Origin of the sequence: Marmoricola sp. URHB0036, from assembly GCF_000426045.1 — a bacterium.
Taxonomy (GTDB): Bacteria; Actinomycetota; Actinomycetes; order Propionibacteriales; family Nocardioidaceae; genus Marmoricola.
On the sequence record NZ_KE384490.1, the window covers coordinates 69,685 to 85,108 of the forward strand.

General features: G+C 65.8%; 10 protein-coding genes and 1 tRNA gene. 6 read left to right on the top strand and 5 right to left on the bottom strand.

Translation table 11 applies throughout. The annotated features are described in order from the left end of the window. Positions 1-345: 345 nt before the first annotated feature. Positions 346-1,185 (top strand): DUF4386 domain-containing protein, encoded by an 840-nt coding sequence (locus tag H976_RS27685; protein ID WP_051277201.1) that lies wholly within the window; start codon positions 346-348, stop codon positions 1,183-1,185. Between the two features lie 43 nt (positions 1,186-1,228). Beyond that, a complete protein-coding gene (locus H976_RS0120615; protein ID WP_196804168.1) occupies positions 1,229-1,675 on the top strand; it encodes a hypothetical protein in 447 nt (148 codons plus the stop codon). Positions 1,676-1,771: 96 nt separating this feature from the next. Here the strand turns inward: H976_RS0120615 and H976_RS29180 are convergent, their stop codons facing one another. The 5 genes from H976_RS29180 to mobF form a co-directional block, all read right to left on the bottom strand. Further along, positions 1,772-2,344 carry a hypothetical protein gene (locus H976_RS29180; RefSeq protein WP_027863065.1) on the bottom strand — a complete coding sequence of 191 codons (573 nt, stop codon included), beginning with the start codon at positions 2,342-2,344 and terminating at the stop codon, positions 1,772-1,774. Then, entirely contained in the window at positions 2,341-4,026 is a 1,686-nt protein-coding gene (locus H976_RS29740; protein ID WP_155918597.1) for a type IV secretory system conjugative DNA transfer family protein, read from the bottom strand. The genes H976_RS29180 and H976_RS29740 overlap by 4 nt, the downstream gene beginning before the upstream one ends. Positions 4,027-4,151: 125 nt before the next feature. Next, positions 4,152-5,210: a toprim domain-containing protein gene (locus H976_RS29190; RefSeq protein ID WP_081683091.1), complete on the bottom strand. Its 1,059-nt coding sequence runs from the start codon at positions 5,208-5,210 to the stop codon at positions 4,152-4,154. Further along, positions 5,207-6,541: a hypothetical protein gene (locus H976_RS29745; protein WP_036227617.1), complete on the bottom strand. Its 1,335-nt coding sequence runs from the start codon at positions 6,539-6,541 to the stop codon at positions 5,207-5,209. Before H976_RS29745 ends, H976_RS29190 begins: the two co-directional genes overlap by 4 nt. A gap of 42 nt (positions 6,542-6,583) precedes the next feature. Next, positions 6,584-10,087, bottom strand: coding sequence for a MobF family relaxase (mobF, locus tag H976_RS29205; RefSeq protein WP_196804169.1), 3,504 nt, complete (start codon positions 10,085-10,087; stop codon positions 6,584-6,586). Between the two features lie 118 nt (positions 10,088-10,205). Here mobF and H976_RS0120650 point away from each other — a divergent pair. The 4 genes from H976_RS0120650 to H976_RS0120665 all read left to right on the top strand — a co-directional run bounded on the left by H976_RS0120650 (position 10,206) and on the right by H976_RS0120665 (position 15,417). Further along, a tRNA-Ile gene (locus tag H976_RS0120650) sits at positions 10,206-10,281 on the top strand. Between the two features lie 554 nt (positions 10,282-10,835). Continuing rightward, complete coding sequence (locus tag H976_RS27715) at positions 10,836-11,636, top strand: ABC transporter permease (RefSeq protein WP_196804197.1); 801 nt, start codon at positions 10,836-10,838, stop codon at positions 11,634-11,636. Positions 11,637-11,703: 67 nt separating this feature from the next. Beyond that, positions 11,704-12,804, top strand: coding sequence for a substrate-binding domain-containing protein (locus tag H976_RS0120660; RefSeq protein WP_027863069.1), 1,101 nt, complete (start codon positions 11,704-11,706; stop codon positions 12,802-12,804). A gap of 87 nt (positions 12,805-12,891) precedes the next feature. Further along, the gene (locus H976_RS0120665) at positions 12,892-15,417 is read left to right on the top strand and encodes an ATP-binding cassette domain-containing protein (protein WP_196804170.1); all 2,526 of its coding nucleotides are present in this window, start codon (positions 12,892-12,894) and stop codon (positions 15,415-15,417) included. Positions 15,418-15,424: the final 7 nt, after the last annotated feature.

The window sequence follows — 15,424 nt, forward strand, 5'->3', positions numbered from 1 at the left end:
CTCTCGATGCGTGGGCGGGTGACACACGAGCCCAGCAGGGGTATCTGTTGGCGCGTAGGTTTCGAGTTGGTCAGTGCGAGCCCGGGGCTCGAGTCTGCGCCCGTACCTGGCGACCGGGGTCGGAGTGCCCAAACTTCCAAACCGCTATGTACAAGCCGGGCCGCGAAGGTCGATGGTCGAGCGTAGGCACCGAAACGTTCCCAATCGAAAGCCTGCGCGTGCTCAGGTGCGCAGCATGCGAGCCCAGAACGACGTCCCAGTCTTCGTTGTAGGGGGAAACATGGAACCCGCTAGGTCTCCGCAGGATAGCCAGCGTCGAGCCGACATCTCGATGACAGGTGTGGCGTGGAACGCCGGATTGTCGCCTTCGCGGTCCGCGTTCGTCGGGGGCGCACCATGAGGCAAGCATCGGAACAACCCCTGACGACAGCCCCCGAACCGTCACAACTTGTCGCTGGCACCTCACCTCGCCGGCTGGCCAGGATCGCGGGGGCTCTTTACCTCGTCAACATTATTGGTGGCGCCTTCGCGATCGGCTTCGTGAACGGCACACTGTTCACGACGGATCCGGCCACCACGGCGCAGAACATCCAGTCGCACGAGCTGTTGTACCGTGCCGGGCTCGCTGCGCACATCGTCGTGGTCGTGACAAACGTCCCGCTCGCTCTGCTCTTCTATGAGCTGTTCAAGGTAGTGAATAGAAGGCTGGCCCTGCTTGACGCGTTCTTCGTCCTGGTCGCCACAGCCATCGAGGCCGCCAGCATCATCACCCAGTTCGCACCGCTGGTGCTCCTGAACAGTGCCTCTTATGCCCACGCCCTGCCGACTCAGCAACTTCAGGCGCTGGCATCCCTGCCCGGCGAACTTTCCGACGGTGCCTACAACATCTACACCGTGTTCTTCGGCCTGGACATTCTTTGCTTGGCCTACCTGGTGTTCCAGTCAGGGTTCCTACCGCGGGCCCTTGGTGTCTTGTTGGCGATTGACGCCGTGGCCTACCTCGTCTACGCCTTCGCGGATGTCCTGACACCGAAAAATGCCGACAACCTGGTCCCTTGGATCCAGTTGCCCGCACCTCTCGCCGAAGGTTCGCTGGCCCTGTGGCTTCTCCTTGTCGGGCTGAACACGGCGAAGTGGACAAGGAGAGCGACCGCGGCTGTCACACCCGCCGAAGCCCTGGTATGACCACCGTCCGGGCGAAGATCGTCCCTCGGCCAGCGAGCTTGGCATGAGCGAGTCCGGCCACCCGATGCGCCGGGTTCCTGCAGAAATTCAGACGGCACCAGATCCCGGCGGCCGGCGATTCGGCAGCATCTGGATGGTTCGAGCCTTGATGGTCGCCCAAATAGCGATCTTCCTTGTCCTGATGTCGATCCACTTCGGCGCGCTCATAGGCGGCTACCGCCATCACGCCGCCGGAGCCACCGAGGCGTTGATTTCAGCCGTTTTGATCCTCGGTCTCCTGCTCACCTGGACGCGCCCACCCTGGAGCCGTCGGGCTGCTTGCGCGGCACAATGCTTCGCAGCCTTGGGCGCCTTGGTGGGGCTGACAACAATCGCACTCGGGATCGGCCGCCGCACCAGTCTCGACCTCAGCTTGAATCTGATCTTGCTCCTGGCCCTGGGTACTGGTCTGACCCTCACAAAGAGATCACGCGCCGTATCCGCCCACTGATGGCGAGCCATGGCCGGATCTGCCGCGATGAGTGCACTCGACGAACCGCGTCTTACCGCCGCCTTAGCTCGTGCACATCGACGCGGCTGATGATGGTCACCCGCTCTCGAGTCGAGCGCCACGTCCTTGCTCGCCGGCTTCGCATGACGCGCGCCTGCCCCGGTCGCCGTAAGCATGTCGTGGGCGCTCTTGGTGAGCACTGGCGCAGTCGAGGGCGAAGGGCCCATGTTCGAGGCGGTAGAGAACGCCGGGAAGCCACCTGTCGTGCCACTCCGCAGGAGCGGCCAAAGAGGCGTGGCGGTCCTCGTAGGCCTGTTGCCATGCGAGCCACAGCGCGGTGAGTTCCTCGACGACCTCGGTGTGTTTGGCCCAGCACGGTGGGATTCGCTTGGCCAACGGATAGCGGTGTCGGATCCACGCGACCCACGCCGTGAGCTGCGACCAGAGTTCCTCCTCTGCCCGTGGCCCTATGCCGCGCCAGTTCCAGGCACGCGGAGCGGCAGCCCCGTTCGTCGAGTCGAGGTCGTCGATCCTGCCCATCAAACCTGCAGCCGTGTCTGCGAACTCGCTCGCGAGCTCGTCGAGGTCGCGGCGGAGGCGGCTGATTAGCTCCGCCTGGCTCACGAGAAGCCGTTCGAAGGGGCTGTCGCCGGCGCTGTCGTGACTCATGCGAGCCCCTTCAAGTGACGGAACCTTCGATCGGCGAACCAGGGGAGCAAACGAACTCGCGCGGGCGGCAGGTTCTGGTACAGCACGATCGCCTCACCGTCCGGCAATTGCTGCAGCACATGGGGAGGAGCGAGGGCGATCTCATGCTGGTTGCGAGTCTGGCTGCGACGGCCATCGTGGCTGGTGGTCGTTCCCTCGCTCTCCGTGAGGGTTCTGCCCATCAGATCTGACCAGTACTTCAGTGTGTCGAGATCCCCTACGCCCGGCAACAGCATGCGCATCTTGGCATTGGAGAGCACCGTTCGTCCTACCTCGCGACCTCCGTACAGATGCTCGAGCTGCGCCAGGTCGTGGTAAATCAGTAGCAGCTGAATGCCGTTGCCGCGCGCCGTGGTGAGCAGGTGCGGGAGGCGGGGGTAGCGGAAGACGTTGCCAGCCTCGTCGAGAGCCAGCAGCAACCTTGGTTCGATGGGTCGTGCCTGGGCGGCAGCCCGACTCTCTGCCTCGTGAATGATGGCGCCGACCACTGTGGTGAAGTACGGCGCGAAGCGCTCACCCTCACCGCTGGGACTCACTATGCACAGAGTGCTGGTGCGGTCCAGCAGGTCGGTGGGGGAGAACCCGCCGCTGTCAGACGCTGCCATGATCCCCGGTCGCGAATAGGTGTCCGCAAGGCCGAGAGCGGTGAACAAGACCGAGCCCTTGCCATCCTCGTGGATGAGCCATGTGGATGCATACTCCTGCGCCGTGCTCTCGTGCCCGGCTGATCGCAGGATCTCCTCGACGTGATCCCGAACCCGCTCACCCGCGTGAATCCATCGGATCCATTGACTGATGCCACCGCCGACGAGATGTGACGCGAGAAGGAGTCCCTTCAGGTATTTGCGCGCCTGCGCGTTCCACGGCCGGCCCTTGGGATCCGATGTCATGCCTGAGGAATCGACCATCCACTCGGCCACGCGATCAGCCGTTTCAGGATCTCGCGCCGCGGCGACGGGCGACCACCCGACGGTTTCGTGGCCTTCAGCGCCGCCCGGAGCAACGATCCATACCGGTCCGACCTGGGCACGGGCGGTGCAGATCGGTTCGAGATCTTGAACCTTGGCCGTGGTGAGCACCACCGGTCCGTCCCAATCCAGGACGTTCGGAACGATCAGACCCGTGGTCTTTCCCGATCCATTCGGGCCGAAGGCGACCGCCGAAACACAGTCGGCGCCCGCCAGAAGTCGATGACTCGATGCCCCGCGTCCCGCGACGAGGCGCCAGCGCCGACGTGTTGGCTTTCGACGGACGGCCATGCGCCTTTCGTCGGATCGTCCGGCCCAGTGGGCCGGATCCGATGCGGTGGTCTTGCTGTGCGGCCAGGTCAGCAGAACCCAGACACTGGTTGCGAGAACCAACGCGGCATAGCTCACGAGAACCCACCAGAACGTGCCCGCATGCAGCGGCTCGGCATCGACGTACGAATCTGCCCACGCGTTTTCTGCTGGAGTTCCTTGTACAAGTCTGAACACGAACTCAGGGCTGCTGGAGAGCGGGGTGTTGTGCGGCCCTTGTCCGTCCAGAGCCAGAGCGGACAGCGAGGCAAGCCAGACAAGCACGCACGCGGCGAGGGCAAGTGCCAGGCACCAGATCGCTGTTAGGCCGATCGCCATCTCATCCTCGTCACCCTGCTGGGTCACCGTCACCACCTCGGATTGCTCGTGGGTCGCTGCTATTGGCTGGTGTTGATGGACCCACGATCGAGATCACGATGCCGCGGATCTATACGGCGGGGAGCCATGAGTGGACAGTCTGTGGATAACTTCTACGTCGAAAGGCGAGCGCGGTGAAGCCTTGTCGTCGGCGCCGCGACTCGCTCGGCGAGCTCGCGTGTCACCGTCTGCTGGCTGAGGTTCAGCGCCGCGGGAAGCCTCCCGGCTTCTCGGGTTAGGTCCGCGGGTCCCATGCACGCAACGAGGGCCGCCGTCTCACGCAGACAAGCGACTCGTGCCTCTGCGTTGTCGTCGAGGTTGGGCCACGAGGCGAGCCGGTCGTCGACCAGCTGGTCCGCGAGGGGACGAGTGGATGCCAAGTGCTCACGCAGCGTGATCCCACCCGAGGCCCGGAAGATGTCGGCCGGGTCGTGGTCTAGAGGAAACGTTGGGCATAGAAGATGCTCGATTCGGTCGCGCAGCTGCAGGTATGCGCGCTCGCGCCCTGAACGCCCGGCCGCGTCCTCGTCGAGCACCACAATCACTGCGCGTGGACTGAGGGATTGGACATGACCCACATGTGTCGCGCTGAGCACGGTCCCGCAGAGTGCGAGTGCTGAAATATGGTCGGGTGACTCTCGCCCGGCGATGTCGATGGCGATCGCGTCCAGCGGTCCCTCCACAATGGCCACGAGCGTCGACTCGGCCCCGTGAATGACCTGCTCGCCCAAGCCGAACAGCTCCGCGCTCTTATGGAAGAGCCTCGTGGCAGGGGTGTTCAGGTACTTCGGAACGCGGGCATCCGCATAGGGAGCCGAGCGGGCAGTAAAGCCGACGAGCTCTCCCGCATCATTTCGTATGCCGAATGTGATCCGTCCGCGGAAGCGGTCGTATGGTCCTCGCCGGCTTTCGGCCAGCAGGCCGGCCGAAAGCAGCGTTTCATTCGTGTACCCCAGTGCCGACAGGTGGTCGCGGAGAGACGTCCACCCGTCTGGCGCGAAACCCACGGTCCAGTGGTTGTCCTCGAGCAACTGCCCGAAGCCTCTCTGGGAGAGGTAGGCGCGCGGCCCAACATTTTCAGGGCTCATGAGTTGTCGTCGATAGAAGGTGGCTGCGTCCTCGTTGGCTGCGACGAGCCGGTCTGTGGAAGCAGGGGATGCGTTTGTGCTCATCGCTGCACCGAGTGGGGGTGGGCGTGACTCCGATGCAGACCCCTTGCTGCCGCGGGGAACGTCTCCACCGGCTCGTGGCTGGTGACACTGGGGCGACCTAGGGCTGCCATCGCAGCAGATGCGGCTCCTGCTTCGGCGAACAGATCCGCCAGGGCCTCCCGATGTTCAAGGTTTAGTGGACGCCAGTGAGCCTGCAGCGCCCCGGGCTCGCGCTGGCGGCTCACCAGTGCGTTATGAAGCGCAAGCTGACGGACGGTGTCGCCGGCACGGCGCCCGAGCTCGGGAAGCGCCCGAGCGATGGCGCCGCGAAGGGCCGGGTCAAGCGGCCCCTGCAGCTGCTCGATTGCCAACGCGTATTCGCGTGGTGCTTTCGACAGTCCCTGAGTCTGCGTCAGCAGATGATCAGCAAGCTGCTGCCATGACTGGTGGGCAAAGTCCAACTGATCCCGGAAGTGCGCGTGCTCGAGGCGGAGCACGGGGTTTGCGCTCTCCTCGAGGTCGCCGAGTTGCGACGGATCCGTGACCAGCGCGCCGAGGAGAGCCAGGTCGCGAAGGCTGATGGCACTTGCTGGTACCTCTCCGTGCCCTTGCCTGCGCACGAAGTGACGAAGTAGTCGCAGCGCTTGCAGGCAATCCTCGAACCGTGGTGCGCGACTGATTCGGGACAGTGGCGCGGCCGCCAGGGATTGAAAGCCGTCCACGGGCGAGGGTGGCTTCGCCTCGCGCAAGTCCCAGTGTGCGGCGCGGCCGTAGACGGCGATCGCGCGACTTGCGGACCGCAGGACGCTGTAGTGGCGCGTCGTGGTTGGGTGAGCCTCGGTCTGCCTCTGCCGCCTTGCCGCCCTGTCGAGCATGTGCTCGCCGGCTTGCGCAGCTGCCTCGAGTCGATCCAACATCTCGCGCGCCGTCGAGATCACTTCTGGCCCGCCGGCGAGGTCTTCGATCTCCGGCGTGCGCAGGCCACGGTCAGGGCCCACGTGCGTCGAGACGAGGTCGTGTGCCGTTCCCAACAGTGAGGCTGCCCGCGACCACCTTCCCTCGCTGGACTCCCACGTCGGCAGGTGTGCAAGTCGCTCGCTCAGGGTGCGCCAGGCCCTCGAGTCGGTCTGGGCCAGGAACGCCAAGAGACTGAGGTGGTGCCCCGAAATGCGCAGGAATCGCTCGTAGCCAAGAATCTCGGCATGTGCTCGATGTACGTCGATCGGACGTTGATCCGAGATCGTCAGTGCCTGGTCGAGCTCCAACCGAACCTGTGCCATCAGCGTGCCGTAAGTCGCCGGAGCGAACGAGATCGCGCGCGAATCTTCCAGATTTTGGGTGTGCGAAGCCAAGGCTCCTCCTCGATGGAGTGCCGCGTGGGTGGTGGGTTCAGATCAGCGGTGCAGGTGTGGGCCCCGATGCCGTGAACGTTGAGAACGAGGTGGAGTCATGGACTCCGACGACTGTGTTGTTCGTGAAGCCTTCGATCGGCCGGTCTCGAGGCGATCGTCGCCAAGCAGGCTGTATGCGTGCTCTCGTCGTGTTCCGGGCTCGGGGGGCTCGCCCAACCCATCTCGGTCCGAAATACCGAACTCTTCGCGATATGCGGCGGACAAGCCGCCCAGTTCCTCCACGCGCTGTTCGATGAGACGCGCTCGCTCGCGTAGGTACGGTCGCCAACCGGCGTCCCCGACTTCGGGAGTCGGCAGCCAGGGCAGGGGAGCCGCGACGATTGGCTCGGTGGGGACGCCGAGGGAGTCGGCGTAGTCCTCGATGCGCGAGGCGAGCACCATTGCCGGAGAACGAACGTGATCGAGGTCTTCGAGGTCGAAGACAGCTCGCAGGAGGACTGCCGGGTCGGCGCCACGACCGGCGGCCGATGCGAGGGTCTTTGCGAGGTAGGTCGCGCCGGTCGCACCAAGTACATGAGCGCGGACGTCTGTTGGCAGGACCCGGGACGCATGAATGAGCGACGAGTCGGCGGCCAGCACTCGTGCGTGTTCATAGCGGCTGACAAGTGATGGCAGGGCACACGCCTCGTCAAAGGTAGACCCGATGGTGCGTGTGGCGGACGACTCGGCGCCGGACCGTCGAAGTACCGATGTGAGCACCTCCACTGCTGTACGAGGACCTTCCGGTTCCGCGTCGCAGTCCATGCCGACCGAGGGCTCCGTCACGACATACAACTTGGTTCCGCGGCGCCCTCGCGTCGAGCTGACGTAAAGCGCCTCCCGGGTCATGGCGGGAGAGACGAGCGCGTGGGCGGTGTCCGTCGTCACGCCCTGCACCCGATGGGCCGTCGCGGCGTAGGCCAACTCAACTGACTCGGACGCGTATCCAACAGGAAGCCGAACCGTGCCGTGGTTCTCCCTGTGCTGGACTGTCAGCGAGCCGTCCTCATGGCGACTCACGACTTTCCACACATCGCCGTTGTGCACCCACCGCGCTCGCCTGGAATAGCGCAAGCCTCGGGCATTGGTGCGGGTCACCACCCAGTCACCGATGCCGGCGACGTTGCCGTCGTGGAGCTCGGTGCCGTCGAGACTCACCTGACCCGCTCGAACTCGCTCCGTGCGCGCCCGGATGTTCAGCGCGGCGACGTCGGAGGTGGCGGCTGCGATCAACACGGAGCTCAGCCCGGCGCGCACGTCGCGGGCCCATGCGTCGTACGCCGATTCGAGCATCGCGTCACGAGACCCTGCGGAGATGCGATCGGCCGATCGGTAGAAGTCCAAGGCACGTGCGTCCCCCGCGCGGATGGCCATCGTTGCTTGGGCCTCCTCGGGATCCTCGAACCGATGCAGCTCGGTGAGATAACTGGCGCCGACTTCGTGCTCGAGAAGGTCGAGAGCTCCGCCGACATCGACGGCGGCCAGTTGAGATGGGTCGCCGAGTAGTCGCACGGCCGCACCGCTCTCGGCGGCCCGCTCGAGCAACGCGTCCAGCTGCAAGGTCCCCGCCATCCCAGCCTCGTCGACGAGGACGACGTCGCCGGACCTCAGGGCGTACCAGGGATCACGAGGCGTTTCAGCGCCGTTCTCGTGTAAGAACTTGTGCATGTTCTCGGCCCGTAGCCCGAGCTCGGCGCCCAGGACCTGGGCAGCCTTGGAGCTCGTCGCCAGAGGGACCAGCCTTCCCCCGGTTGGTCCCGCCGACGACCACGCGTGTGCGAAGGCCCGCATCGCAGTCGTCTTGCCCGATCCGGCGGGACCGATTCCCACGCCAAGCCGAGCCTTTGACGTGGCGAATGCCTCCACGAGAGAGCGTTGACCGGCATCGAGCGTGAGATGCGTCCGGGACTCTTCGATGGCCAGCGAGGCCTCGAGTACCGCTTCATCGATGTAAGGCCCGTCGGTACTGCGTGCGGCGGCGACCAGACGGTCTTCGGCCAAAAGGACTTCACTGGTCGTGAACCTGTCGGTGCCGTGAGAAACGAATACGCTCTCGCCGTCGCTCTCTCTGCGGAGCGCGGGCGCCTCGGTAACCAACTCCGGCTCAGCGATTCGAATTGAGAAGTTGGGTCCCGTGGCCGCTTCGACGACCGCCGCGGTGAAGTCCTCGCGCTCGTGTGCAGAGGAAAAACGACGACCGCGGGACTGCCGCTCGGTCTCGGCGTAGACATTCCCGACTGACCACGTCGATCGCTGTCCCGAGACGGTATGGATAACGGACTTTGCTGTGTCGCGCACCGATGTCGTGTCCGATCCCGTGCAGCCGTCCTCGCGGTCGATGCAATCCTCAATCAGGCGGTCCATCGCACTGTCTCCGAGGACCCGGCGCGCTTGGCCCGTCCAGTCCTCGACCTGTTCGTCCAAGGTGCGGCCCGGTCCCTTGCCCTCGCGAGTCTCCAAGGTCGCTTGTTGGGCGAGGTGCAACTGTGTGGCTCGGCCTGGCTCACGCCCATGAGTTGCGCGGTACTCGGCATGGAGCTCGGCATAGCGATGCTCGATGAGCATGCGGCGTCGCGAGAAATGCCGGATCAGCTCGTGGGGGACGCCGACGATCTCTCTGATCGGCCGTTTCCCGGCGACGCCACCAGGTCGCTCCGCGAAGTCGACTCCGAGTCGACGCGCCATCCCGTCCTCGAGCCTGGTGTTGTATCGCTCTGAAGCAGCGACCCCGAGCGCGTAGAGCCCACGAGCATCCAGCGAACGCCACTTGCCGTCGGTGCCGCATACCTTGTTGGCCACCGCAACGTGTGTATGCAGGTCTGGGTCGCCGCTCCTCGACTCACGATGGTCGAAAGCAACAGCCAGAAGACCGGTGGTGTCGACCTGCGCAACGCCCCCGTGGCCTGTCCGCGTGAAGGCCGCGTGTTCTTCGAGCCAAGCCAACGTGGAGCCGACTGCTTCGTGGTGGGCGGCCTCCACTTGTGCCCGTACGCCCGGACCTCCTAATGCCCACAGCAGCGAGACGGACTTCACGGGAGTGAACACCAGATCGAAGCCAGCCACCGCTCGTCGCCCGCGCCGCGCCTCATTGGCAGCCAAGCGCGCTCGTTCGGTGTCGGTGGCGGGCCGTCCGTTCGTCAGCTCGAAGTCCCTCGTCGCCTGAGCCACGCGTTCTACGTAGGGCGCGAGCTCGGCGTACGTGGGGTAGGCGGTACCAAGACGCGTCGACCGTTCGGTCGCGCCAGTTGCGCGCATGTCATCTGCGTTCGGATGGCACCCTTTTCCGAATAGCGAACGCATCTGGGCTTCCGACACTTCGGAACCGGCGAGACCGAGCTGGTGCGCTCCCTTTCCGAGCCACACGCCAGGTGGGTTGCCGCGCGCGACGTAGTAGTCCGCGAGCGACTGACCCTGGGCTCGATGTTCATCGGCGGATGCGACCTGTCGCGTGAGGTAGGTGTAGCCATCTCCAGCGGTCAGCTTGTGCACCGTCATCACGGTGACCACGACCCGCACAGTGCGACCAATTCTGCGACCAGAACGCAGCGGAAACCGTCGTGAGCGCCCGGACGACGTGGGACGGGCGAGACGCATACGCGCAGGTCAGACGGCACGTCTGGGATCGGGCGGGACGCCAGAGATGCGGGTCGAATGGGCTCATAACCCAGAGGTCGCAGGTTCAAATCCTGCCCCCGCTACCAACAGGAAGAACCCGGTGACCTGCGGAAACGCAGCAGTTCACCGGGTTCTTTGCTGTCTCGACCCTCCTCACCCTCTGGGTGTCCCGAGGTGCGTCCCGGCGACCCGTGGCGGCGGAGAACCCGTCCGTCCCGACCTGCGCGGCGGTTCCGCGTTCCGGGGATCACCCGCGTGCTGACCGGGCCGCGCCGTGTCCAGCAGATGTTCATGGCAGGTCAACACGCCGACCGGTCAGACCGCGCTGGGGTTGTGCGCAGCCACGCAACTTTGTACAGTCTCGCTCAACATCACGGCGTGAGCGCCGTCACAGAGGGCGAGGTACAGGTGGCAGTCGCGGACCCGGTCGAGCAGGAGCGTGCTGAGCTCAGGAGCGCACGGTTCTCGGTCTCCAAGGGCCTGGTGACGATCGGTACGGCGACCATCCTGCTGTTCATCGTGAGCGCATTGCTCGACTCGGCCAGCGTCTCCTCCACCTCCTTCTCGGGGATGCTGCCCGTGGCGGCCGTGCTCGCGATCGCCGGCCTCGGCCAGATGCTGGTGGTCCAGCAGGGGGGGGATCGACCTCTCCGTCGCGGGCGGGATCTCGCTGTCGCTGATCATCGTGACCCACATTCCAGACGGGGACAGCTCAAAGCTGCTGCCGGCGATCCTGCTGGCGATCGTGTTCGCCGTCGGTGCGGGGCTGCTCAACGGCGTGCTGATCGGCGGGTTGGGGCTGAACGCGATCATCGCGACGCTGGGCACGAATGCCGTGTTGTACGGCATCAACCTCGGCATCTCCGGAGGACGGCCGAGGATCACCACGCACGCGCTGGGCAGTGTGGCCGGCGGATCGACGGCCGGTGTCCCCAACTCCATCTTCTTCGCGGCCGTGGCCCTGGCCGTCGTCTCCGCGATCGTGAAGCGCACGGTGAGTGGTCGACGCTTCGAGGCGATCGGCGCGAACCGTGAGGCGGCCCGAGCAGCCGGTCTCCGGGTGCGGACCGTCCAATCGCTCGGCTACGTGTGGGCCCAGCTGCTCTACTGCCTGGCCGGGGTCCTGATCGCCGGCATCACGGCCCAGCCCACGGCGTACGCCGGCGACACGTTCCTGCTCCCGTCGATCGCGGTCGTGGTCCTGGGTGGCACCTCGCTGCTGGGCGGGCGTGGCTACCCCCTGCCGACCGTGATCGCCGCGATCTTCCTCCAGCAGCTCATCCAGCTGGTGAGCGTGCTCGGCGTCTCACCCGCCATCTCCCCGCTGGTCCAGGCAGCGGCCCTCGCGATCGGGATCTCGCTCTACACCCTCGATTGGCCGGCGATCGTCAGGTCGGTCGTACGGCGTTCGCCCACGCCTGCTCAGGGCCAGACAGCATGACCAGTTTTTCGGCTTCGGGGCCGGCAGAGCGTGACAGCACGTCGCGCGCAAACAAGAGGAGAGAAAGATGAAGTCTCGCACCAGGATCGCGGCGATCTTCGGATCAGTCGCGGCGGTGTCCATGGTCCTCGCCGGCTGTGGAAGCTCAGGAGGACAAGCCAACGGGCCAGGCGGGCCGGTCACCCACGTCAAGGGGGCTCCGGACTGGTGCGGAACCAAGAAGGTCGACTTCGCCCTGCTGGACGGGTTCGGCGGCAACAGCTGGCGTCTGGTCACCACGGCCTCCGGCAAGGACGAGGCCTCGAAGTGCCCGAGCGTGACCAAGTTCCGCTACGCGGACGGTCAGGGCAACACCCAGAAGGCGATCTCCGACATCAAGGGCATGGTGTCCTCCGGCGTGGACGCGATGGTGGTCTTCCCCGACGCCGGCAAGGCTGTGCTGCCCGCCCTCACCAGCGCCTTCAAGGCGGGCGTGGTCACTGTTCCCTACCGCGTCGACCCCGGTGGCAAGGCGGGTGTGAACTTCGACAAGTGGATCGGCGACGACTTCGCGAACGACGGCAACAACTGGGCCGCCTGGATCAAGAAGAACGTGCCGAACGGCGGCAACATCCTGTTCCTGGGTGGACCCGCGGGCAACAGCCAGAGCACCACCGAGTACGAGGCACTGCGCAAGAACCTGCCCGCCAGCTACAAGTTCATCGGGCAGACGCCGTTCCAGCCGACCAACTGGGACCCGACACTGACCCAGCAGCTGCTCACGGCGGACATCGCGAAGTACCCGAAGATCGACGTGATCGTGTCTGACTTCGGACCGACCCTGGTCAGCTCGCTCCCGCTGTTCCCCAAGAGCAGCCGCGCGATCCCGGCCCTGGCCACCTCGGACGGGAACTCGTTGAGCTGCTTCTGGCAGGACAGCCAGGCCAAGAGCCCGTTCAAGATGGTCACGGTGGCCACCGGCAACGACAACGTCCGCCTCGCGGTGGACTACGCCGTCGCGAAGGCAACGGGCGGCAAGATCCCCGAGGCCGATTCCTTCAAGGGGCCGGTCTTCGAGGACTCCGTCAGCAAGCAGCCCAACGGGGTGCAGTGCAAGAAGGACCTGCCCGGTGACGTCTACCTCTCCGCGCAGATGCCCGGTGATGAGCAGGCCAAGCTCGGCAAGTAGGCACACGACCACACGCTGGTGCTCGGGGTCGACGACGACCCGACCCCGAGCACCGCGGATTCGAGAGACGACATGCAAGGGACTGCTGTGACCCAGGAGTACGTCGACGTGCAGAGCCACCTCGAGGAGGTGGGCGACCTGACCCTCGAGATGGCCCACATCTCGAAGCGCTACGACGGTGTCGCGGCGCTGACGGACGTGTCCATCCGTGTTCTCGGAGGGGAGGTCCACGCCATCCTCGGTGAGAACGGCGCCGGCAAGTCGACGCTGGTCAACATCGCCACGGGCACCACACACCCCGACGAGGGCACCATCACGGTCCTCGGCACCGAGCTGACCTCGCTCAACCCGAAGACCGCGGCCTCGCTGGGGATCGCGATCGTGCACCAACATCCCGCGGTGCTCCCGGACCTGACCGTCCTGGAGAACCTGCAGGTGGCGCTGCCACGGTCGGTCTTCGCCGGGGCACCGGAGAAGAAGGTGGCGCGGGCGCTCCTCGACGGCGTGGGGCTCCAGGTCCACCTCAGTGACCGCGTCGAGTCGCTGACCCTGGCCGAGAAGCACCTGCTCGAGATCGCCAAGGCGTTCGCCTTCGAGCCCAAGCTGCTGATCCTCGACGAGCCGACGGCGCCCCTGGGCGGCGACGCGGTGGACCTGCTGTTCCGACGGGTGCGTGACGCAGTGGCGGAGGGCACCTCGGTCATCTACATCACGCACCGGCTGGCGGAGGTGCGCGAGCTGGCGGACCGAGTGACCGTGCTGCGCGACGGTCGGGTCCGGGGGACCTCACAGGTCGCCGACATCTCCGATCCTGAGCTCCTGGCCCTGATCGTCGGTCGCACCCTCGACTCGACGTTCCCGGACAAGCACGTCGCCCAGGAGCCGGGCGAGCCGAACTTCGTGCTCGACGACCTCTCCGGGCCGGGCTTCGTCTCCGTGTCGATGTCAGCCACGCGAGGCGAGATCATCGGGGTCGCGGGTGTGGTCGGCAACGGCCAGACCGAGCTGCTCCGTGCTCTTGCCGGCCAGGAGTCGTTCACGGGGACGGTCAAGGTCGAGGGAACGAAGCTGTCCGCTCGGGACCTGCTCCGACGCAGTGCCTACATGCCCTCGGACCGGCACTCCGAAGGTCTGATGATGAGCCTGTCGGTGCGGGAGAACTCCGCGCTGTCGGCTCTGACCAAGTTCAAGTCCGGACCTTTCCTCAACCGTGGTCGCGAGGTCGAGAGCGTGCGCGGCTCGCTCCGGTCGCTGTCGGTCAAGGCGCCCTCCCTGGACGCGTCGGTGTCAGCACTCTCCGGTGGCAACCAGCAGAAGGTCGTCATCTCGCGTGCCCTGCTCTCGGACCCGCCGTTGCTGGTGGCCGACGAGCCCACGCAGGGCGTCGACGTGGGCGCCCGCGCCGAGATCTACGGCATCCTGCGCGAGGCCTCGGCCCGTGGTGTGCCGGTGATCGTGTCGTCCTCGGACGCGAAGGAGCTCGAAGGCCTCTGCGACCAGGTGCTGGTCATGTCGCGCGGACACGTCGTCGAGACGTTGAAGGGTGCCGACGTGACCGAGGAACGCATCATCTCGGCTGCGGTCACCTCCACCGCGGAAGCGGTCTCCGTGGCCGCGGCACAACGTGAGGCCAGTGCTCCGGCCCTGCGTCGCTTCATCCAGGGCGACTACACGCCGACCGTGCTCCTGCTGGTCGTGATGGTGGGCCTGGCGGCGTACATCGCCCCCGGCAACGAGCGTTACCTGTCGAGCTTCAACATCACCAACCTGCTCACGGCGGCCACGGCCATCGGATTGATCGCGATGGGCCAGAACATCGCCCTGCTCACCGGAGGCATCGACCTCTCGGTGGGTCCGCTCGCCGGCTTCCTCGTGGTGATCTCCTCCTTCTACGTCAACGACGGGAAGTCACCATGGGAGCTGGTGGTCGGGCTCGTCCTGATGATCGCGGCGGCGACCGTGGTCGGCCTGATCAACGGATCCCTCATACGTTTCGGGAAGTTCACGCCGATCGCGGCGACGCTGACCCTCTACATCGCGCTGGGCGGCATGGCGTTCCTGCTGAGGTCGACCCAGGGTGGCTACATCAGCCTGTCGTTCCAGAACGCGGTGAACTACACCTTCGGTCCGATCCCTGCTGCCTTCATGGCCTTCGTCGCGCTGGCCCTGGTCATGGAGTTCCTGCTCCGACGCCGTCCGTGGGGCTGGCAGCTGCGGGCTGTCGGGTCCAACGAGGACTCGGCGCGACGGCTCGGCATCAGCATCAACCGCACGATCCTGTTGGCGTACGTCGGTTCCTCGCTGTTCGTCTTCCTCGGAGCCCTGATGTTCATGGGCCAGTACGGCATCGGCGACCCGTCGCAGGGGAGCGCCTTCACCCTGACCAGTGTCACGGCAGTCGTGCTCGGCGGGACCAGCCTCCTCGGTGGCCGCGGAACCTTCGTGGGCACCCTGGTCGGTGCCGTCCTCCTGCAGCAGCTGCTCAACGCCACGACGTTCCTCGGGCTCGGGTCCACCTCGCAGTACTACTTCCAGGGAGTGCTGATCCTCGTTGCGGCCGTCGTCTACACGCTGGCCCGATCACGTCGTCAGAAGCGCACGTTGGTGACCTGACCGGCCG